This window comes from Mycobacterium sp. C31M, from assembly GCF_053345865.1.
In genome coordinates this window covers 34426-55676 of sequence record NZ_JBKFAX010000019.1, presented here as the reverse complement: position 1 = coordinate 55676, position 21251 = coordinate 34426, and the positions used below count along the sequence as shown (strand labels likewise).

Here is a 21251-nt window from a genome sequence, read left to right as displayed (position 1 = left end):
AGGATCATCGACGTCGAGGAGTAACAATATGAGCCAATGGGAACGACGTCCGCTCGGCGAGCACGGACCGCCCGTGTCGGTGCTGGGCTTCGGTGCGATGGAACTGCGCGGGATGCCCCATCGCAACCCTCGTCCGCTCGACGAGTCCGTGGCCGCCGACGTGCTGAACACGGTGCTCGACGAGGGCATCACGTTCATCGACACATCGGTCGACTACGCACTCAGTGAGGAGCGGATCGGGACGCACATCGGCTCCCGTCGCGACGAGTACATCCTCGCGACGAAGGCCGGTTGCCCGTTGGATTTTCAGCCCGATGCCACCCCTGGTAAGCCGCTGGAACACGATTACTCCGCAGCCAATATCCGTGCCGGGGTCGAGCAGAGTCTGCGCCGACTGCAGACCGATCACATCGATCTACTGCAACTGCACATCAGTCCGTCGCTGGAGGTTCTGCGAAGCGACCACGTGGTGGAGACGCTCAATGCGCTTCGTGAAGAGGGGAAGATCCTTGCCTTTGGGGTGTCATCGACGCTGCCCGCGATCGACGAGCATCTCACCATCGATGATTTCTCGGCACTGCAGGTTCCGTTCTCGGCGTTGGAACGCACACTGGAGAGCCGTATCTCGCTGGCCGGCGACCGCGGTGTCGGGATCATCGTGCGTGGCGGGGTCGCCCAAGCAGGCAAGCGGGAGAAGGTCACCGCCGACGGTCGTCCCATCATCTGGGCCGACATCGGGCTCGATGACCTGCGTCATGGCGACAGCGTGCAGGGCTTCCTTCTGCGATATGCGATCTCGACCCCGGGAGTCACAACCGTCATCGTTGGTTCTGCGAACCCCGACCATGTCCGCGACAATGTGCGCGCGGCGCAACGCGGAGCGCTGGGCGCCGATGTGCTGGCCGAGACTCGCCGGCGCCTTGCTGTCGCCGGAATTACATCCGCGCTGATTCCTGCGACCCTTGACGCATAAACGCAGCTGAAAGGTACTGCATACAAACGTGGCACGGTGTGCCGCCTATCGCAACAGGCGCACGCCGTGCCACGATCGGTCTGTGATTTCGGTGGATCTCTTTGCTCGACGCCATGTCGATCTGATGCGCTTTTGTGGTGCCGCTTGTCGCCGCTGACGCGTTCCCCTCAGCCGCTCTGACGCGCCCGTGCCGGGACCACCCGGCAGCCAACCGTGCCGCTCACTACATCGCAACCACTCCGTGAGGCCCCGATATGTCGCACTTCCCGCCACCGGTCCGTTCGTCCCAATCATCCGCCGCCAAGTCCGTCGGAGAAGGTATCTGATGCTCGACCTTCGCCGCATGATGCTGCTGTGCGATCTTGCCGACCTGGGCTCGGTCACCGCTGTCGCCGACCGGCGTGGGATCACCAGTTCAGCCGTCTCCCAGCAGTTGCGTGTTCTAGAAGAAGAGGCAGATGCAATCCTCTTTCGCCGCGACGGCCGCAAGCTCGGCCTCACCCGCAGCGGACAAGTGCTGGTCGATCACGTACGGCGCGTTCTCAATGCCGTCGACGAGGCGATGAGCGCGGTGGCCGCCACCCGCGATGGCACCGCCGGTCAGGTGGCCATCGGCGCATTCAACATGGGCATCCCGATGCTGGCGGCGCCACTGATGCAGCGGCTGGGCACCTCCGAACCGGACCTCCGTATCGAGGTCCAACAGGTCGCCAGCGCGGACTCACTGCGCCTGCTGCGCCAGGGCGAGATCGACGTGGCCATCACCTGCCGTTACGACTTTCTCGGCCAGGAGAACGTCGGCGGACTCTCCAGCGAAGAGCTGCTCTTCGAACCACTCGTCCTGTTGGCTCCCACGGAATTTCATCTTCGTATCGGCAAGGCAGGGCTGGTAGCCCTGGCTGACGGACAGTGGGTGACCGGCCCGCAGAACTCCGGCCTTGGTACCGCGGTGCTTCGCGCCAGCGAGAGTGCAGGTTTCACACCTCAGGTCAAGCACCGACTGATCGGTGCGCAGAACATCTGTGATCTTGCGGCGACCGAGCTCGCTTCGGCGATCGTGCCACGGCTGTCGATTCCACGGCACCTGGAATCTTTGATCGTTCCCGGACTGGAATTGGGCGGTCGCACGATCAGCGCGGTGGTCCGCACCGGCCGCCAGCGCGATCCCAATATCGCCCTGGTCCTGCGCCTGCTTCGGTCAATCTCCGCCGACGCGATGACCGACCCCGCCGAGGAGGCGCTGAGCGTCGCGTCGTGACGACGAGGCTCGTCGGCCCCGGGACCACATCGCCGGCTGCGTGCACGGTCAGATACGTCTTGATTATCTCCGGGAGAGCCCTGCCATGGGCCGGCACTGTTGTGCTGTCGTGTGTGATGTCCTAACGGTAGGGTCTTTCGCAGGGAGAGGGTCAGTCCTCGCGTGGCGGCACCACACTTCAGATTCGCTTTTTTGTGCAGGTAGCCGAAATTGATTGTTCCGGCCCGGGCCGGCGCAGACGCTGATGTTCATGACATCGAGCGATACCGACATCCGGCCACCCGCGCTGAATTCTCCCGAGCTGCGGGATGCGATCACCGAGATTGCGGCGGACGCACGGGCGCGCCGCGATGAGGGTGGCGGGCGGCCGCAGCGGGCTCTAGAGCTGGTGCGGCAGTATCGGCTCGGTGCCGTCCGGATCCCGCGGTCAGCGGGCGGTGGCGGATACACCAAGCGTGACTTCTACTCCCTGATCATCCGGTTGGCCGAGGCCGATCCGGATGTCCCGCACATCCTGCGGGTGCACTGGGGTTTTGCAGAGGACCGCTGGGCTCGGCACGGACGCGATGACCGGGAACACGGCTGGGTCGCCCAGATTGTCGCAGGCAAGCTCTTCGGGGCCGCAGGCACCGAACTCGGCAGCAAGGATGTCGGCACCTACAACTTCGACACCACGCTGACCCCGGAGGACAGCGGATACCGGCTCAACGGCACGAAGTTCTACAGCACCGGCAGCCTGTACTCCGATTACGTCCGGGTCTCTGCCGTCAACGAGGACGGTGAGTCGGTCACCGCGATCGTTCCCGCGGACCGCGAGGGCGTCGTCCACGTCGACGACTGGGACGGCATCGGGCAGGCCGAAACCGGGAGCGGCACCACACTTCTGGAGAATGTCCGGGTCGAGGAGAGCGAGATCCTGCCGCGCCGCTGGGCGCGCGGTGACGGCAGCCCCGGCGGCTCCCAGCCACAACTCATCCTGCATGCGATCGCCGCGGGCATCCTGCGGGCGGTCACCGGCGACGCCGCGGAGTTGGTGCGGTCCCGGCCGCGCACCTACTCATGGGCCACGGCCACGGTGCCGCGCGAGGACCCGCAACTGCAACAGATCGTGGGCGAACTGTCCTCGGCGGCCTATGCGGTCGAGGCGATCGTGCTCGCCGCCGCCGATGCCCAGGACCGGTCCGCCGCCCACTACTACGAGCACGGTCGATCCGACGACGACCTCGAACACGAATCCTCACTGGCTGCCGCCCGTACCAAGGTGGCGGTCGAGGGCCTCGCGCTGCGGGCGGCCGGCGAGCTGTACGGCGTCGGCGGTGCCTCGGCAACCCGGGTCTCGACCCATCTCGACCGGCACTGGCGCAACCTGCGGACCCTGTTCTCCCACAACCCCACCGTCTACAAGGCACGGGCCGTCGGCGACTACGTCGTCAACGGCACACGCCTGCCCGAGGTCGGCTTCTTCTGAGCCGTCCCGCTCGCGCATCACCGAACGGAGCATCCCACCGACATGTCCTTTCACCACCGCCTCATGAAGGCCGCCGTGGCGCTCACCGCCGGCCTCGTCCTGATGACGACGGCCGCATGCGGAAGCAGCAGCACGACATCGGAATCCACCGAGAAGAAGGGCGGCGACTTCATCTACCTCGACGCCGAGATCCCGGTGTCGTTCCAACTCCAGACCGGCGGGACGTTCTGGCAGACGACTGCCATCGTGAACCAGATCCTGGACCGGCTGGTGTACGTCGACTCGACCGGTGGTGACATCCGGCCCTGGCTGGCCGAGAGCTGGGATATCAGCGATGACGGACTGAACTACACCTTCACCATCCGCAAGGGGGTGACCTTCAGCGACGGGACCCCGCTGGATCTGGCGAACGTCAAGCGCAACCTCGACCGCAACGCGTTCGGCGATGAGCCGAAGGGCATCCCGAAGCAGGTGCTGTTCCCCGAGGTCACCGAGATCGTCACCGACGAGGCCGCCCACACCGTCACCATCACACTCGCCGAACCCCGGCCGTTCTTCCTGCGTCAGCTCTCGGAGCAGAACTTCGGCTTCGCCGCGAACAAGACGCTCGACCTGTCCAAGGAGGCCCAGGGCAGTGTGCTGAACCTGATCGGCACCGGTCCGTTCGTCGCGGTCAAGGAGACACCGGGCAAGGAGATCGTCCTGGAGCGGCGGGCCGGCTACGCGTGGCCGCCGGCCGGCGCCGAGAACACCGGCGAGGCCTACCTGGACTCCGTCACGTTCATCCCGATCCTCGAGGACAGCGTGCGGCTGGGGGCACTGCGTTCCCAGCAGGGTGACGCCCTGCGGTACGTGCAGCCCAGCGAGGAGGATCCGTTGCTGAACGCCGGATTCCAGATCTTCGAAGGCGTCAACACCGCCAGCGGCCTGGCACTGCGGCCGAATTCGACGCCGGCGCTCAATGATGTCCGGGTCCGCCGGGCACTGCTGATCGGGCTGAACCGGCAGGAGTGGATCGACTCGATCCTCACCGAACGATGGAGTGCGGCACGCGGTCTCGCGCCGGACACCTCCCCGTTCTTCGTCGATCAGTCCGGGCAGTTCCCGTTCGATCCCGACGAGGCCGACCGCCTGCTCGACGAGGCCGGCTGGTCACAGCGCAACGCCGACAGTATCCGCACCAAGGACGGATCGGACCTGACCCTCGATGTCTACGTCGATGTGTACTCCAACATCTCCCCGACGCTGTACCAGCTCATCCAGCAGCAGTGGGGCGCCCGCGGTGTCCACCTGAACCTCAAACAGGTGGACTACTCGAAGTTCCCCACGGCCGTCGCCGAGGACACCTCGCTGGAGGTCGTGGCGGGCAACGGACCCGCACCGCTGGATCCGGTGAACCTGTTCAACCTCTACCACAGCTCCAAGAGCGACACCCTCAAGCTCGAGGGCGCCGACCCGAAGCTGGACGAACTGCTCGCCGCCCAACTCGGGACGGCAGATGCGGCCGCGGCCGCCGACGCGGTCAAGGAGATCTCGAAGTACCTCGTCGAGCAGGCGTATGTGATCCCGACGATCGACAACTCGCAGTTGGTCGTCGCCCAGTCCTACGTCCACGGCGTCACCTTCAACGGCACCACCCGGCCCAACTTCCACGGTGTCTGGGTTTCCCAGAAGTGATTGCGGGTGACCGATCATGAGACGGATCAGCGGGCGGTACGTCGTCCAACGGATCGGCCAGGCGCTGCTGGTCGTCTGGTTGAGCTTCACCTTCGTGTTCTTCGCACTGTTCCTGCTCCCCGGTGACCCGATCCGCAACGCGATCAATCACCCGGAGAACCCGCTGCCCGACGATATCGCCGCGGTGCTGCTGGGGTACTACCACCTCGACGAACCCTGGTACACGCAGTACTGGTTGTCGTTGACCAGGGCGCTGACCGGTGACATCGGGTATTCGATCACGACCGGTCGGGAGGTGACCGACGTTCTGGCCCAGGCGATCCCGGAGACCTTGAAGCTGGCATCGCTGGGCCTGCTGGTCGCGGTGCTCTTCGCCTTCCTGATCGCGCTGCTCAGCGTCTATGCACCCTGGCAGTCGGTTCGCAAGGCCGCGCGGTTGATCCCGCCGCTGTTCCTGTCCACCCCGAGCTTTCTGATCGCGCTGATCCTGCTGCAGTTCTTCTCATTCCAGCTCGGACTGGTGTCCGCGGTGCGCGACGAGGGCTACAAGTCCTACATCCTGCCCGCCCTGACCCTGGGCATCGCGGTGTCCGCTCCCATCGCCGTCGTCCTCGGTCAGGGGCTCGAACGGGTCAGCCGTGAATCGTTCGTGATCGTGCTGCGCTCCGCCGGCGCATCGGAGAAGTCCATCACGATCCGAAATGTCCTCAAGAATGCCGCGATTCCGGCACTGACGCTGCTCGGCCTGACCGTCGGTGAACTGCTCGCCGGCTCGGTGGTGACCGAGACGATCTTCTCCCGCGCCGGGATCGGCCTGATGACCAACGAGGCGCTCAAGGATCAGGACACCCCGGTGCTGCTCGCGGTCGTGCTGTTCGTCTCGATCGTGTTCGTGACGGTCAGTCTGGTCACCGACCTCGTCTATCCGCTGATCGACCCGAGGATCACCCTCGGCAACGACGCGGCCGAACCCGAACTCGTTCTCGCCGAAGGGGTCAAGAATGCCTGATATCGCCGATCCTGTCGTCCCCGCTGCGGAAGCGACCGGGCGGATCCGGGTGATCGCGGCCGGCCGCCGGTTCGGCATCGGCAACCTACTCGCCGTGCTGTTCCTGCTGCTGCTCGCCGGATTCGTCATCGCCCCGGAGTTGTTCACCGCCCACGATCCGATCGTCGGCAATCCGTCGGCGGCCCTGTCACCGCCGGGTGGGGCGCATTGGCTCGGCACCGACTACCTCGGCCGCGACCTGTGGTCGCGCATCGTGCACGGCACCGGCAGGACCCTGTCGGGATCGTTGATCGCGGTGATCATCGGGCTGATCGCAGGTTCGGCACTGGGCCTCGCCTCGGCCTACGCGGGTGGGATCCTCGACTCCGCCGTCAGCCGCGCCGTCGACGTTCTGCTCTCGATCCCGGGTCTGCTGCTGTCCATGGTGATCGTGGCGGCACTGGGTTTCGGACGGCTCAACGCCGCGGTCGCCGTGGGTATCGCGTCCGTGGCGGTGTTCACCCGACTCATGCGTGCCGAGGTCCTCGGCGTCCGCAACCTGCCCTTCGTGGAGTCGGCCAGGCACCTGGGCGCGTCACGGTCGCGGATACTGCTGCACCATGTGCTGCCCAACTCCTACAGCGCGGTGCTGTCCCTGACGGCCCTACAGTTCGGGGCGTCGATCCTGTGGATCGCCTCGCTGAGCTTCCTGGGATTCGGCGCGCCACCACCGGAACCGGAATGGGGACTGCTGGTCTCCGAAGGCCGCGAGTTCATCGTCTCGTCGCCGTGGCTGGTGTTCGCACCCGCCGTCGTGATCGTGCTCGCCGTGCTCTCGATCAGCCAACTCGCCCATCTCGTCCGTGACCGCCTCACCCGCTGACATGACAAAGGAGCCACGATGACCGCGACCTCGGCCGAACCGGTGCTGCCACAGATCATCCCCGACACCGTGCTCGACGTGCGAGACGTGAGTGTGGCGTACGGAAGCGGGCCCGCAGCTGCAGAGGTCCTGCATTCGGTGTCCCTGGAGCTGGGCCGGGGCAGCACCGTCGCACTGGTCGGGCAGTCGGGGTCCGGCAAGACGACCCTCGCCCGTGCCGTCAGCGGCCTGCTGCCGGCAGAGGGTGCCATCACCGGCGGCACCATCACGCTGCGCGGCTCGGACGTCACCGGGTACCGGACCAAACAGTGGCGTCCGCTGCGCGGCTCGGTGATCGGATACATCCCGCAGGATCCGCTGGGATCGCTCGACCCGCTGCAACGAATCGGGCGCCATCTCGCCAGGGTGATCCGTTGGGGTGAACCTGATCTCGGTCGAGCCGCCACCCGCGCCCGCATCGTCGAGCTGTTAGGGCGGGTCGGCATCCGCAATCCCGCCGAGCGTGCCCAGGCGTTCCCCCACCAACTCTCCGGTGGTCAGCTCCAGCGTGTGCTGATCGCGACGGCCATCGCCCGCGAGCCGGCGCTGCTGATCGCCGACGAGCCCACCTCGGCCCTCGATGTCACCGTCCAGCGGACGATCCTGGACCTGGTCGAGGATCTGCAGCGTGAACTGGGGTTGGCGGTGCTGTTCGTCACCCACGACCTCGCGCTGGCCTCGGACCGCAGTGATTCGGTGGTGGTGCTGCGCGGCGGTCGGGTCGAGGAGCAGGGTCGGACCCGCGCGGTGCTGACCCGGCCCGGCGCCGAGTACACCCGCCGTCTGGTCGCCGATGCTCCCGCGCTGTCGCCCGACAAGTACGCGGGCCGCGCCGTTGCCGACGGTGACGACGATGACGCGATCGTCGTCTCGGGCGTCACGAAGCGATTCCGGTCCACCGTGTCTCCCGGACAGACCATCGCCGCACTCGATGACGTGTCGTTCGCGGTGCGATCCGGCAGCATCCACGCACTCGTCGGTGAATCCGGCTCCGGGAAGACCACGGCGGCCCGAATCGTGGCCGGTATCACGGCATTCGGCGCCGGGTCGGTGACGGTGTCCGGACGTGAGCTGCCCCGCACACTGCCCCCGGTGAACCGCCATGCCGAGCAGCTCCAACTGATCTATCAGAATCCGCTGGCCGCGGTGAATCCGAAATACACCGTGCGCCAGATCCTGGAGGAGCCCCTGCTGATCCACGGTGACCGCGATCGCGCCGAGCGGGCCGCGGTGGTGGACCGCATCATCGACGATGTCGCGTTGACCCGCGACCTCCTCGGCAGACGCGCCAGGGAACTGTCCGGCGGACAGCGCCAGCGCGTCGCCCTGGCCCGCGCGCTGGTGCTGTCCCCGCAGATCCTGGTGCTCGACGAACCCACGTCGGCACTGGATGTTTCGGTGCAGGCCCAGATCGTCGACCTGCTGGTGAACATCCGTGCCCAGCGTGGCCTCACCTACCTGTTCATCTCCCACGATCTCAGTCTGGTGCGCCAGATCGCCGATGCGGTGACTGTGCTCGACAACGGGCGGGTCGTGGAATCGGGGACGACGGCGCAGCTGTTCGGGAACCCGGCAAGCCCGGTCACCCGACAACTGATCGACGCCATTCCCGGACAGCTGGATCGGCGGGCAGCATCGTGACGGACGGGCCGCGAGAACCTGCCGGTGCGTGAACTGCTGAGAGTCCCCGGCTATCCGTCACTCTTCGCGAGTTCCTTCATCTGGCATATCACCCGGTGGGGCAGCCTGTTCACCACCAGTTACCTGATCGCCCAGACCCTCGACGCGCCGATCCTCAACCAGATCCTCGGTGCGCTGTTGATCACCCCGTTGTTGCTCGGCGGTCTGGTCGCCGGCACCATGAGCGACCGGCTCGATCGGCGGCGGCTGGTGCTGGCTGTCCAGTTGTTCCTGATCCCGGTGCAATTCGGCATGTTCGCGCTCGTTCTGGCCGACCGGGTGGCGGTGTGGATGACATTCCCGTTCATGCTGGCCCTCGGCCTCGGGGCATTGACCAACGTCACCGCGCAGCGGGTGCTGCTCTATGAGACGGTCGGTCCCGAGCTGGCCGTGCGCGCCATGCCGATCGAGTCCACGGCGCTGGCCACCTCCTCGATGTTCGGCGGACTGGTCGGCGGACTGCTCATCGATCGGGTCGGCGTCGCCGGCGGCTACTTCGTCCTCGGAGTTCTGCTGTGCATCTCGGTGCTGCTCCTGTGGCGGGTCCCCCCGCCCGCGCACGCCGCACCACGCGACCGGACCGACAGAGCATCGTTTCTGGCTCAGCTGGCCGCCAGCGCGTCGTTGATCCGGCGCAGCCGCCGCCTGGTCGGGACACTGCTGGTGACCGTCGTGCTGAACCTCTTCCTGTTCGGCTATCTCCCGCTGGTGCCGGTGGTGGCCAAGGAGTTCTCGTCGGCGGCTCTGGTGGCCGGATTATTGGGCGCGGCAGCGGGATTCGGCCATGTCATCTGCGGACTGACGCTGACGATGAGCCCGATCGGTCGGCGGACGGGCTCGGTGTTCGCGGCCGGCTCGGTGATCGGACTTCTCGGCCTGCTCGTGCTGGGTCTCGCTCCGGCGTACCCGATCGCCTGGCTGGGGTTGTTCATCCTCGGCGTCGGGCTGGCCGGGTTCGGGTCGATGCAGAGCATCCTGGCCATGGAGTCCACCGACGAGTCCGAGCGGGGCGCCGCACTGGGGCTCGTCGGCACCGCGATCGGCGCTCAGCCCATCGGCATGCTGTGGATCGGCGCTGCCGCGGAGTGGATCGGCACATCCAACGCACTGTTGCTCTCGTCAGTGCTCGGTCTCGTCACCATCGCCATCGTGCTGTGGCGTATCCCGGAACTGCTGAAGCAATCGCCGGTTCGGGTCAGGACGCCGCCGCGATAGCCTGCCCCTGCAGCGCCGGGATGCCCAGTCGACCGCGCAATGTCGGGTCCTCGTACTCGTGCCGGAACAGGCCACGCCGGCGGAGCACCGGCACGACATGATCGGTGAATGCCTCCAGCCCGTCGGGAAACCGGTCGGGCATGAGGTTGAATCCGTCGGCCGCGCCGGAGCGGAACCAGTGCTCGATCGTGTCGGCGACCTGCTCGGGCGTGCCGACGATCTTGCGATGGCCACCACCGCCGGCCAACTGGGCGATCAACTCACGCACCGTGAGTGCCTCGTCGGCGGCCAGCCGCACCACCGATTCGCGGAAGCCCAACGACGCGCGGAAGTGTGCAGGATCGGGTGGGGCCGCCAGCACCTCGGCAGACAGCGGCGCGTCCAGATCCAGTGTCGCCGGATCGACGCCGAGCGTCGTGGCCAGCCGCGCGAGGGGGAAATCCGTCGGGGCCGAGGCCGCCGAGTCCTCGTAGCGCCGCCGGGCCTCCGCCTCGGTGCTGCCGATGAAAGTGATCAGACCGGGCAGGATCTTCACGTGGTCGGGATTGCGGCCCGCCTGTGCTGCAATGGCTTTGACGTGGTCATGGTGCTCGATACCGGCACGCAGGCTCAGCTCCGCGGAGAACACCGCGTTGGCGTTGCGGCCGGCGATCTCCCGTCCGGCAGGTGATCCCCCGGCCTGCACCAGCAGCGGAAATCCCTGCGCGGACAACGGAACCGGCAGCCCACCGTGCACCTCGAAGTACTCGCCGCGGTGATCGACCGTCGACCCGTTGCCGACCGAGCGCCACAGCGCCGTCACCAGATCGACGAACTCGCCCGCCCGGCGGTACCGGGAATCACGATCCGGCAGCTCGGTGAGTCCGAAATTGCCGGCCACGGCCTCGCTGTAGGTGGTCACGACATTCCAGCCGACCCGTCCACCGGACGCGTAGTCCAAAGACAGGAAGCGGTAGGCCAGTTCCCACGGGTCGTTGAAGGTCGACGATGCCGTGCCGATGAGTCCCAGATTCTCCGTGACCGCCGCGACTGCGCCGAGGATGAGCGTCGGCTCGAGGCTGCGCGACGGTTTGTATCGCGGATCTTCACGAAGTCCTGGACCGTCGGCGAGGAAGAACGCATCCAGCGTCCCGCGTTCGGCGATCTGGCCGATACGCTGGAAGTAACCGATGTCGACGAACGCCAGCGGATCGAGATCGTTGTGACGCCAGGCATCGTGGGTGATGCCGACATCGAGCACGTTGACGTTCAGAATGACGTGGCGCGGGGCGTCAGCGGCCATGGGAACCTACCTTCTCGGCAGCTCTTCCGGCTGCCCTCGCCGTGTCATGGGGGTCGCGGAACGCCGGCCGGCCACCATTCGGCGGGCTGGCTGGCGACAGACCCAGGCGTGAGCGCAGGGTGCCACCGGTCTGTACCGGACGACGGCCGGCGCCGAGCACCCGCTCGAGCTCGCCGACATCGTGCGGCCACACGATGTCGAATCTCGGGTCACCGACGCCGATCACCACGTCGGCCACCGCCGCGGACGGTCCGGATTCGTCATCGTCGGCCCAGGCCAGCACCGGTGGGTGCAGCTGCGGACTGGACGGAACCTGAAGCGGCCCGGTCACATTGAAGGGTCCGCGATGATCCACCGTGACGATGCGGTGCGACTCGGTGAATACACCGGTGCCGATGTCACCGACGACGGCCTCGACCGGATAGCTTGCCCACAGCTTGCGCAGCACCACCACGGCATCCGCCGCGGCATCGGCGGCGGGCGCCGCCGTCCACGGCGACCCGGCCGGCGCGGCGGGGTCCCGGGCCGCGATGAACACCCCGGCGCGCCCACCGGAGGCGTGGTCGATACTGGCCAGCCGGCGGGCCAGGTTGTAGGGGTGGTCGCGCTGTGGCGCCACCGCGATGATCAACCCGACCCGCTCGGTGAGGTGGGCCAGCGTGATGGCCGCGATGGTGACGTCGATCCCCGGTTCGGCCGCGGCGTCGCCGGATCCCTGTCGCGGCACCACATCCGCCCCGAGGACCAGCGCATCGACGGTCTCGTCGACGCGACCCGCGATCCGGGCGAGCCGGTCGCGCGCATCGGGGGCGAGCAACTCTGCCAGCACATTGCGGGACAGCGCGACGAGGGACAGCTTCGGCCGCGCGGATGCAGTCATCCATCGAGTGTCGGCGCGGCCGGGCTGCCGAACAATGCATGTCGTCTACGTACACCGTGAAGCAGAACCGCGTGATGCTCCCCGGCCGTCGCCGCGGCCATATAGATGCCGCACGATAAGCAAATATATGTAAGACTCGGCGCCGTGCTGAATCACGACGGGACCCTCAAGACCCTTGCCCCGCTCGTCGGACGCAAGAACATCCGCGGCACATACATCTCGATCGGATTGGCTGTTGTCGCGCAGGCGTTCCTGGGTCTGATGCCGCTGATCCAGGCGGTCGTGGTCGATGACGCGATCGTGCGCAACGAACGCTCACTCACGTTGTGGATCACGATCTTCGCGGCCGTGGGCTTCGCCAGCTTCGTCTTCCAGTACCTGCGCCGCCACGTCGGCTTCTACGCCGCAGCCACGAGCCAGCGCGATCTGCAGAAGCTCGTGCACCATCACCTGCAGTACCTCGACCCGACCGGACGCGACCGCTTCCGCACCGGTGACCTGATGTCGCGCGCGACAAGCGATCTCACGGTGATCCAGATGTTCCTGCAGCAGTTGGGCATTGCGTGGGGCAACGTCACCCTGCTGGTGGTGGCGATCGTCGCGATGGTGTGGCTGTCGCCGCCGCTGTCGCTGGTCCTGCTCGTCACCGTGCCCGCCTTCGTCTGGGTGGCCACCACGTTCCGGGCCAGGACGTTCCCGGCCAGCTACACCGATCAGGTGTACCGGAGTTCGGTGGCCGGTGTCGTCGAGGAGGCCGTCACCGGTGTTCGGGTGGTCAAGGCGTTCGGGCAGGAACAGCAGGAGCAGCAGGCGCTGCAGGACGAGGCGCGCACCCTGTATCAGTCGCGGCTGCGTGCCGCCCGGATCGCCGCGCGGTTCAGCGCCTCCCTCGACGCCTTCCCCGGCCTGACCCAGTTGCTGGTTCTGGCCCTCGGCGGCGTGCTGGTGATGCGTGGCGATATCAGCCTCGGGGTCTACCTCGCCTTCTTCAGCTATGTGCTGCAACTGGTCACGCCGGTCCGCTTCCTCTCCAGCATCTTCACCACCAGCCAGCAGGCCAAGGCCGGTGTGACGCGGCTGCAGGACCTGCTGGCCGCCGACTCGGTGGTCCGGGACAAGCCCGACGCGCTCACGCTCACCGACCCGGTCGGCCGTATCGAACTCGACGATGTCACCTTCACTTACCCCGGTGCCGACGAGCCGGTGCTCTCCGACGTCACGCTGACCATCCGGCCGGGGGAAAAGATCGCCGTCGTCGGCGCCTCGGGATCGGGCAAATCGACGCTGGCGATGCTGCTGGCGCGGTTCTACGACCCCTGTAGGGGTGCGATCAGGTTGGACTGTCGCGATGTCCGCGACTACACGATCGAGTCGGTGCGCGACACCGTCGGGCTGGTCTTCGAGGAGGGCTTCCTGTTCTCCAGCACCATCGGGGAGAACGTGGCGTTCGGCCGACCCGGCGCGGGTGCCGACGAGATCGAGCGGGCCACGACCGCCGCGCACGCCCACGGCTTCATCAGCGGCCTGCCCGACGGCTATGACACCGTCGTCGGTGAGCGCGGCTTCACCCTCTCCGGCGGGCAGCGCCAGCGCATCGCGCTGGCCCGCGCCGCGCTGGCCAACCCCCGCGTCCTCGTCCTGGACGACGCGACCAGCGCGATCGACGCGCGCACCGAACATGCCATCCACGAGTCGTTCGACGAGGTGCTCGCCGGACGCACGACCGTGCTCGTCGCCAAGCGGCGCTCCACCTTGGCGCTGGCCGACCGGGTGATCGTGCTGGACCGCGGGCGCGTCGTGGACGAGGGGACGGTGGACGAGCTCTACGCGCGCTCCGAGCTGTTCCGTGAACTGCTCACCGGCCCGGACCCGGAAGAGGTGCCCGAGCCCGCCGTGCGGGTGGATCGCACGGACCCGGCGGCCTGGCCCGCCGAGGCCGACCGGATCGGTGCGCTCAAGGTCAGTTCCCATGCCAGCGATGCGTTGATGCAGTCCATGGCCGGCGGCGGCGGGGGCGGAGCGGAATTCGGCAAACTGGGCGGCCTCGCCCGGATGTCACCCGAGCTCAGGAAGCAGCTGGAGGCGCTTCCTGAGCTGGCGGGCGATCCCGAGGTCGACATCGAAGAACAGCAGAAGCCCTACGACGACTTCACCATGCGCAACGTCTTCGCCCCGTTCCTGCGCCCACTGCTCTTCGCGCTGCTGCTGGTCATCATCGACGCCCTGGCCGGGGTCGCCGGTCCGGCGCTGATCCGGTTCGGCGTCGACCACGGCATCTCCGCCGGGTCGCACGCGGTGCTCTACGGCATCGTCGGGACCCTGCTGCTGCTGTTGATCCTGCAGATGACCAACCAGCGGTACATGACCTACTTCACGCAGCGCACCGCCGAGCGGATGCTCTTCGGGTTGCGGGTGCGGACCTTCGCCCACCTGCAGCGCCTCTCGTTGAACTATTACGAACGGCATCAGGCCGGAAAGATCATGACCCGCATGACATCGGACGTCGAGGCGTTCGCGCAGTTGCTGCAGCAGGGTCTGGTCATGGCGCTGGTCAGCGGATTCACCTGCGTGGGCATCGCGGTCGTGCTGGCGATCTTCCAGCCCGCGCTGGCGCTGGCGGTGAGTGTGGTGCTGATCCCGCTGGTCATCTCGACCCTGTGGTTCCGGTATGCCTCGACCAAGTCCTATCTCGTTGCGCGCGAACGCATCTCCACGCTCTACGCCGAGATGCAGGAGAGCCTCAACGGTGTCACCGTCAGCCAGGCCCACAACCAGCAGCCCGCCGCCGAAGCCCGGTTCGCCGAACTGGCCCAGGCGTACTGCTCGGCGCGGCAACGGTCGGTGGAACTGCAGGCCCGGTTCTTCCCGTTCATCGATCTGCTCAGCGTGGTGGCAAAGTCCATCACGCTGGCCGCCGGCGCACACCTGGTCGCCGGCGGCGGTGCCGCCGCCGGCGTGCTGGTGGCGTTCCTGCTCTACCTGGACCTGTTCTTCGCACCGATCCGGCAGGCCTCCACAGTGTTCGACCAGTGGCTGCAGGCCAAGGTCGCCGCAGGGCAGTTGGGCGAACTGTTGCGCACCCCGTCGGCGACCCCGCAGGCGGCGAACCCGGTCATCCCGGGACGGATCCGCGGACGGATCGAGCTGGACCGCGTCACCTTCGCCTACGAGTCCACCGGCCTGGTGGCGATGGACGACGTCTCGCTGACGATCCCGCCCGGGCAGGTCGTCGCGCTGGTCGGGACGACCGGCGCGGGCAAATCCACGTTGATGAAGCTGGTCGCCCGCTTCTACGACGCCACCAGCGGGACGGTGACGATCGACGGCACCCCGATCACCGACCTGGACCTGGCCTCCTACCGGCACCAGCTGGGCTTCGTCCCCCAGGAGCCGTTCCTGTTCTCCGGCACCATCCGGTCCAATATCGCCTACGGCAGGCCCGGGGCCAGCGACCTCGAGGTCGAGCGCGCGGCCCGTGCGGTCGGGGCGCACCACTTCATCGCCGGACTTCCCCTGGGCTACCACACCCCGGTCAGCGAGCAGGGCAAGTCGCTGTCGGCCGGTCAGCGCCAACTGCTCTCACTGGCGCGGGCCCTGCTCGTGGACCCGGCGATCCTGCTGCTGGACGAGGCCACCGCCAACCTCGACCTCGCCACCGAGGCGCATGTGCAACGCGCGATGGGGCTCGTCGCCAGCGGACGGACCACCATCCTCATCGCGCACCGGCTGCAAACCGCCCGCGGCTCGCACCGCATCCTCGTCGTGGACAACGGCTCTATCGTGGAAGATGGCAGCCACGAAGAACTCATGGAACTCGGTGGCCGCTACGAAGAACTCTGGGCCGCCGCGGCCCAGACGCCCAGCGGAGCGAGGTGACTTGTGTGACAACGAAGTTCACCCCGGCCGATGTCACCCGGCTGCGGATCGCACTCGGCAAGACGGTGAGGTCGCTCGACCGGCGCACCAACTCACCCGAGATCACCCGTACCGAACTCACGGTGCTCGGCGCCATCGCACGGTTCAAGCGAGTGCCCTTGGGCGAGCTGGCCGAGTACGAGAACCTCAACCCGACCATGTTGTCCCGCATCCTCGGCAAGCTGCAAGACCGGGGCCTGGTCACCCGCGAGACGGCCGGCAACGACCGCCGCGCAGCGGTCGCCGTCATCACCCCCGAGGGTCGTAAGGCCTGGGAGAAGCAGCGCAAGCGACGCGACGATCTCGTTGCCGAACTGCTGACCGTGCTCTCCGAAGAGGACGTGCAATCGCTGCTCGACGCGCTGGCCGCGCTCGAGGCCCTTGCCGACGCCAGCCGCGCGCCGCATACCTGATTCGCCGCCCGCTGCTGAAGTTTCGCTACCGCATTGATGTAGAGCAACGTTATTGATGCTCCGCCGCTCGGCGGCAAGCATATTCACATGGCAAACATCGTCGAGTTCGCACCGTCCTATGCGCACGCCTCCGCCACCGACTTCCACCATGTCCGCGGAAACTGGAACGCCCACGAGCGGACCGCACGCGTCGCCACCGAACGTGGCCACCGTTATTTCATCGCACCCGCCGACCCGGAGACCTTCGGGGTTTCCGAGGCCGCGGTCGACCAACTGATCGCCGACGCCGATGCGGTGATCTTCGCCCCGTCGGCGAACTCACCGATCGGCATGTGGCAGCCACTGGACCCCGAGGAGTCCGGCAGGCTGCTCGGCCACCGCTTCCTGGATCGGCTCAGCGAGCGGCATCCCGACGTGCACGTGGTGCTGGTCTCGCACTTCCTGGTCGGCCACGGCGTGACGCACAAGAACGCCAAGCCGAACACCTGGGCGCTGCGGGCTCTGGAGTCCCACCTGCGTGGTGGCCGCAACCCCTGGACGGTGCTGCGCGCGACGTGGCTCTCCCAGATCCACGACGAGTCCTATCAGACCCGGCTGTCCCAGGACCCCTTCACCGACGGCCTGTCCAGCACCGAGAGCATCGCCGACGCGGTGCTCACCAGCATCGAGAACCCCCGGGCAGCCACCGGCACCACGTCGGCCGTCTTCAACCTCAGCATCCCGGACACCGGCAGCACCGACCTCGTCGCCCAGTTCGCCTCGCTCAAGCGGGATTACGAGGCCGACCGGGCGCTGGAGTCCTCCCCGTCGGTTCGCTCGCCCGAGTTGGCGGCCGCGCTGTGACGCACGGCCGGCCGCCTCAGCAGCATTACTGGGAGGACACCTTCGGCCACGACGACAACGGCCGCCCGGTGCCACCGTCCAAGCAGATCCTGGTTCTCGCCGATATCGTCGGCCCTTCCGGTGACGCCGCCGCCGCGCATCTCGAAGCAGGTCTGACCGCGCTCGAGTCGAAGTACCCCTACAGCCGCGACGGCTTTCTCTCCACGGTCGCCTGGGGCACAACCTGGTGGGACCGGTACACCGAGCACGCCGGCCTGATCGCCGAGCCGGCCCGGATGTCGCGCTGGGAGGACCCCGTCATCGATACGCCGTCAGTGGTGTTCCACTTCGCCAGTGACCGCAGCGAGGTCCTCGACGATATCCGCGAGACCCTCTTCGGCGACGGTGATCTGGCCCAGGGCGAGTACCTCAAGGTGTGGGACGTCCGGAACGGGTTCGTCGGTGGCGGGCTGCCCGCCGAGGCGCTTCCCGATCTGGGCATTCCGGCATCCTCGCCGCTGCTGTTCGGCTTCCATTCCGTGCACAAGGGCAGCCAGGCCACCGAGGGATCCATCACGATTCCCCGCGGGCCGCTCGCGGACGGCACCACCGCCCACGTGAGTCGCATCGAACTCGCCGTCGAACGCTGGCACGCGCAGTCCAGGGACGAGCAGGCGGCGCTGCTGTTCGGCCCGACCGTCACCGCCGCGGCGGCCGAGGCACTCACCGACGACGCACCCAGCGACTACCCGAAATACGAACAGACGGTGCGTGAGTACGGCATCGTCGGACATACCCAGGCCGCCGCGCGGGCGCGGGTCAACAACGTCCCGGTCATCAACCGCCGTGACTTCGCGACCATCGACGACGGCCGGCCCGGCACCCACTTCGTGGCCCTGCAGAAGGAACTGCGCGACTTCAACAACACCCGCGCGATCATGAACGGCGCCGACGGCGCCGACTATCACAAATCCGTCGGAGCCCGCCGGCGCAACGGCATCAACGCCTTCTTCGATGTCACCCGCCGCGCCACGTTCGGAATCCCCGCCCGCGAACTTCGCGCCTATCCGCACCGGAGGCCAGCACGATGACCACGATCCCCGCCACCCTGATCGATGCGGATGCCGCGACCGCGCTCCGGGAGATCTTCGCCGACCCTTCGCTGCCCGTCCGGACAGTGCTCGCCGGGCCGTCCGGCGAGCGGATCAATGCGCTCCGCGAGGCACACGACTTCGTGAGCACCCATAACCTCGCCGCGCCCGCGGTACGCTCCCCCGAGTACACCGCGGCCCTGCTCGGCGCGTTCTCCGACATCTCCCCCGAGTTGGCGAGCACACTGCGCCGGCACGCCGAACTCGTTCCGCTGCTGGATGATCTGGCACCGTCGCGGGCACGCAACGCACTGCTCGGAGACGTCTACCGCGGGGGACTGCTGACCTGGGCCACCTCCGTGAGCTCCTGGTCGTGGTACGGGGGTCAGGTCCCGTCGGAGGCCGCACCGTTGCAGCGCGCGGAGGCCGAGTTCGAGGTCGACGAGCATCCGGCACTCTATGACGCGATCCTGCTCTGGGAGCCGGACACCTCCGCGGTAATCATCGTCCCGACCTATCGCGAGCGTGTCACCTGGGCCCCGTCCACAGCCGAGAGCGCGGACGGCGGGCGGCGCTGGACGGTGACGCTGTCACACGCGACGTTCCACCATGACGACCTGATCCCGCTCACCGAGGCACCCACCTTCCGGGCGGCACAGCTCGCCCCTCAGACCAATTCTCGTACGGAGCGTGACGATTTGAGCACCACACCGACCAAGACCAACGCCGTGACCATCAGCGGCAAGAAGCTGCTGCGCAAGATCGACAAGGGCCGTGACGTCGTCGTTCTGGAGGTGCGCCGGGACACCGCGGCAGGTGAGCCCCGCATCCCCGGCGCGCACCCGGTGGGCGTCAACCAGCACTTCGCCGGGCGCGCCGGTGACCGCACCGGCAACGCACCGCTGCCCGAAGCCGCGGATCTGGAACGGGCAGCACGCAGCTGGGGCATCAACCACGACTCCCTCGTCGTCGTCTACAGCCCCGAGAACCCGGCATTCGCCGCCCGCGCGTGGTGGGTGCTCCGCTGGCTCGGCGTGGCGGACGTCCGATACCTCGACGGCGGCGCCAACGCCTGGACTGCCGCCGGTGGCGCACTGACCACCGAGCTCCCACCGATCGGGCACGGGACATTCGAGGCATCCCCTGGTGCGCTCACACCGCTCGACCCGGACGGCGCCGCAGAAGTGGCCGCCACCGGGGTGCTGATCGATTCCCGTGGCGGAGAGGGCTTCTCGGACGGCCACATCCCGGGCGCGGTCCGCCTGCCGGCCGCCGAGGCATTCGATGCGGACGGGAAGTTCCTCGACGACGACACGATTCGTGCGCAGTTCGTCGCGGCCGGAGTCGATCTCGACGACAAGGGCCAGCGGGTGGGGGCATACTGCCCGGTCGCCATCGTGGCGTCCCTCAGCGTCCTGACGGCAGCCAAGGTCGGCATCGAAGCCGACCTGTTCCCCGGCGGCTTCTCCGCCTGGCTCGCCGACCCCGCACGTCCCGTCGCCACTGCCTGACACCGACCAACCACACACGAAAGATCCGAGATCACATGAGCTACCGCACGTTGGGCAAGACCGGGGTGAAGGTCAGCCCGTTGACCTTGGGCGCGATGAACTTCGGTTCCCGTGCGACCGGCGACCACGACGAGGCGATCCGGATCATCCACCGGGCGCTGGACGCAGGCATCAACATCATCGACACCGCCGACTCCTACTCGCAGGGTGAAAGCGAAACCATCGTCGGCAAGGCGCTCAAGGGCCGTCGCGACGATGTCATCGTCGCCACCAAGTTCCACAGCCAGTGGGGAAATGGGATCAACTCCAGGGGAAGTTCGCGCCGGTGGATCTTCCAGGAGGTGGAGAACTCGTTGCGGCGACTCGACACCGACGTCATCGATCTGTACCAGCAGCACAAGCCGGACCCCGAGGTGGATCTCTCCGAAACCGTCGGCGCGCTCGATGATCTGGTGCGCCAGGGCAAGATCCGCTATTACGGCACAACCACCAACGAACCGCACCTACTGGTGGAGGCCCAGTGGGTCGCCGAACGTGACCATCGGACCCGCCCGTCCACCGAACAGGCACCGTATTCGATTCTGGCGCGCGGCGTAGAACGTGCCACCCTGCCGATCGCAGGCAAGTACGGCCTGGGCGTCCTGACGTGGAGTCCGCTGGCGGGGGGTTGGCTGTCCGGTCGCGAGGTGGCCGGTACGGCGGCAGCGCCGTCGGCACGCGCCGCACGCCAGCCCGACCGGCACGATCCCGCCCTGCCCATCAATCAGACCAAGCGCGAGACCGCGATCCAGCTCGCGGAACTGGCCCGCGAGGCCGGCCACACCCTGCCGGAACTGGCCGTGGCGTTCGTCCTCAACCACCCCGATGTCGACAGTGTGATCATCGGGCCCCGCACCTATCAGCATCTGGAATCCCTGCTCGCCGTGCCCGAGATCGTGCTCGAGGACGCGGTGCTCGACGCCATCGACGAACTCGTCCCGCCGGGCGTGACGCTCAACCGCGCGGACGAGGGCTGGCTGCCGGCCTGGCTCAAGGATGATTCGGCCGCGCGACGGCGGGTGCATCCGCGGCGTCCGGTCGACGCCCTGGCCAACGTCTGAGGTTTCCCCGCTCTGCCACTACCCGGCTTCAGTCTCCGGCCCACGCCGACAACGAG

The 21251-nt window shown here is 67.5% G+C and carries 16 protein-coding genes; 14 read left to right on the top strand and 2 right to left on the bottom strand.

Annotated features, from left to right (window positions below):
* The first annotated feature begins 28 nt into the window (after positions 1 to 28).
* From ACLBYA_RS25345 to ACLBYA_RS25310, 8 genes are all read left to right on the top strand, one after another.
* Positions 29 to 973 carry an aldo/keto reductase gene (locus ACLBYA_RS25345; protein ID WP_447712222.1) on the top strand — a complete coding sequence of 315 codons (945 nt, stop codon included), beginning with the start codon at positions 29 to 31 and terminating at the stop codon, positions 971 to 973.
* Positions 974 to 1298: 325 nt separating this feature from the next.
* Positions 1299 to 2231, top strand: coding sequence for a LysR family transcriptional regulator (locus ACLBYA_RS25340; protein ID WP_447712221.1), 933 nt, complete (start codon positions 1299 to 1301; stop codon positions 2229 to 2231).
* Positions 2232 to 2481: 250 nt separating this feature from the next.
* Positions 2482 to 3699 (top strand): acyl-CoA dehydrogenase family protein, encoded by a 1218-nt coding sequence (locus ACLBYA_RS25335; protein ID WP_447712220.1) that lies wholly within the window; start codon positions 2482 to 2484, stop codon positions 3697 to 3699.
* 63 nt (positions 3700 to 3762) lie between these two features.
* Positions 3763 to 5376, top strand: coding sequence for an ABC transporter substrate-binding protein (locus tag ACLBYA_RS25330; protein ID WP_447712219.1), 1614 nt, complete (start codon positions 3763 to 3765; stop codon positions 5374 to 5376).
* 16 nt (positions 5377 to 5392) lie between these two features.
* A complete protein-coding gene (locus ACLBYA_RS25325; protein ID WP_447712218.1) occupies positions 5393 to 6385 on the top strand; it encodes an ABC transporter permease in 993 nt (330 codons plus the stop codon).
* Complete coding sequence (locus ACLBYA_RS25320) at positions 6378 to 7247, top strand: ABC transporter permease (protein WP_447712217.1); 870 nt, start codon at positions 6378 to 6380, stop codon at positions 7245 to 7247. Before ACLBYA_RS25325 ends, ACLBYA_RS25320 begins: the two co-directional genes overlap by 8 nt.
* A gap of 18 nt (positions 7248 to 7265) precedes the next feature.
* Positions 7266 to 8927, top strand: a complete 1662-nt coding sequence (locus tag ACLBYA_RS25315; RefSeq protein ID WP_447712216.1) for a dipeptide ABC transporter ATP-binding protein — start codon at positions 7266 to 7268, stop codon at positions 8925 to 8927.
* A 24-nt stretch (positions 8928 to 8951) separates the two neighbouring features.
* Entirely contained in the window at positions 8952 to 10181 is a 1230-nt protein-coding gene (locus ACLBYA_RS25310; RefSeq protein ID WP_447712215.1) for an MFS transporter, read from the top strand.
* On the opposite strand, the gene ACLBYA_RS25305 is transcribed toward ACLBYA_RS25310, so the two are convergent.
* Entirely contained in the window at positions 10162 to 11463 is a 1302-nt protein-coding gene (locus ACLBYA_RS25305; RefSeq protein ID WP_447712214.1) for an NtaA/DmoA family FMN-dependent monooxygenase, read from the bottom strand. The genes ACLBYA_RS25310 and ACLBYA_RS25305 overlap by 20 nt on opposite strands.
* On the bottom strand, positions 11453 to 12343 hold the full coding sequence (locus ACLBYA_RS25300; RefSeq protein WP_447712213.1) for an LLM class flavin-dependent oxidoreductase: 891 nt from the start codon (positions 12341 to 12343) through the stop codon (positions 11453 to 11455). The genes ACLBYA_RS25305 and ACLBYA_RS25300 overlap by 11 nt, the downstream gene beginning before the upstream one ends.
* Before the next feature lie 144 nt (positions 12344 to 12487).
* On the opposite strand from ACLBYA_RS25300, the gene ACLBYA_RS25295 reads away from it, so the two are divergent.
* From ACLBYA_RS25295 to ACLBYA_RS25270, 6 genes are all read left to right on the top strand, one after another.
* Positions 12488 to 16219: an ABC transporter ATP-binding protein gene (locus ACLBYA_RS25295; protein ID WP_447712212.1), complete on the top strand. Its 3732-nt coding sequence runs from the start codon at positions 12488 to 12490 to the stop codon at positions 16217 to 16219.
* Between the two features lie 5 nt (positions 16220 to 16224).
* Positions 16225 to 16671, top strand: coding sequence for a MarR family winged helix-turn-helix transcriptional regulator (locus tag ACLBYA_RS25290; protein WP_447712211.1), 447 nt, complete (start codon positions 16225 to 16227; stop codon positions 16669 to 16671).
* An 87-nt stretch (positions 16672 to 16758) separates the two neighbouring features.
* Entirely contained in the window at positions 16759 to 17514 is a 756-nt protein-coding gene (locus ACLBYA_RS25285) for an NAD(P)H-binding protein (protein WP_447712210.1), read from the top strand.
* A complete protein-coding gene (locus tag ACLBYA_RS25280) occupies positions 17511 to 18584 on the top strand; it encodes a DUF7405 family protein (RefSeq protein WP_447712209.1) in 1074 nt (357 codons plus the stop codon). The genes ACLBYA_RS25285 and ACLBYA_RS25280 overlap by 4 nt, the downstream gene beginning before the upstream one ends.
* On the top strand, positions 18581 to 20095 hold the full coding sequence (locus tag ACLBYA_RS25275; RefSeq protein WP_447712208.1) for a sulfurtransferase: 1515 nt from the start codon (positions 18581 to 18583) through the stop codon (positions 20093 to 20095). The genes ACLBYA_RS25280 and ACLBYA_RS25275 overlap by 4 nt, the downstream gene beginning before the upstream one ends.
* Positions 20096 to 20130: 35 nt before the next feature.
* Entirely contained in the window at positions 20131 to 21195 is a 1065-nt protein-coding gene (locus ACLBYA_RS25270; RefSeq protein ID WP_447712207.1) for an aldo/keto reductase, read from the top strand.
* The last annotated feature ends 56 nt before the right edge of the window (positions 21196 to 21251 follow it).

Excerpts from the sequence above, each read along its gene's own strand:
- ACLBYA_RS25340 (WP_447712221.1), top strand. The coding sequence starts at position 1,299 with ATGCTCGACCTTCGCCGCATGATGCTGCTGTGCGATCTTGCCGACCTG.
- ACLBYA_RS25330 (WP_447712219.1), top strand. The coding sequence starts at position 3,763 with ATGAAGGCCGCCGTGGCGCTCACCGCCGGCCTCGTCCTGATGACGACG.
- ACLBYA_RS25315 (WP_447712216.1), top strand. The coding sequence starts at position 7,266 with ATGACCGCGACCTCGGCCGAACCGGTGCTGCCACAGATCATCCCCGAC.
- ACLBYA_RS25320 (WP_447712217.1), top strand. The coding sequence starts at position 6,378 with ATGCCTGATATCGCCGATCCTGTCGTCCCCGCTGCGGAAGCGACCGGG.
- ACLBYA_RS25305 (WP_447712214.1), bottom strand. The coding sequence starts at position 11,463 with ATGGCCGCTGACGCCCCGCGCCACGTCATTCTGAACGTCAACGTGCTC.
- ACLBYA_RS25345 (WP_447712222.1), top strand. The coding sequence starts at position 29 with ATGAGCCAATGGGAACGACGTCCGCTCGGCGAGCACGGACCGCCCGTG.
- ACLBYA_RS25325 (WP_447712218.1), top strand. The coding sequence starts at position 5,393 with ATGAGACGGATCAGCGGGCGGTACGTCGTCCAACGGATCGGCCAGGCG.
- ACLBYA_RS25335 (WP_447712220.1), top strand. The coding sequence starts at position 2,482 with ATGACATCGAGCGATACCGACATCCGGCCACCCGCGCTGAATTCTCCC.
- ACLBYA_RS25270 (WP_447712207.1), top strand. The coding sequence starts at position 20,131 with ATGAGCTACCGCACGTTGGGCAAGACCGGGGTGAAGGTCAGCCCGTTG.
- ACLBYA_RS25300 (WP_447712213.1), bottom strand. The coding sequence starts at position 12,343 with ATGACTGCATCCGCGCGGCCGAAGCTGTCCCTCGTCGCGCTGTCCCGC.
- ACLBYA_RS25275 (WP_447712208.1), top strand. The coding sequence starts at position 18,581 with ATGACCACGATCCCCGCCACCCTGATCGATGCGGATGCCGCGACCGCG.
- ACLBYA_RS25285 (WP_447712210.1), top strand. The coding sequence starts at position 16,759 with ATGGCAAACATCGTCGAGTTCGCACCGTCCTATGCGCACGCCTCCGCC.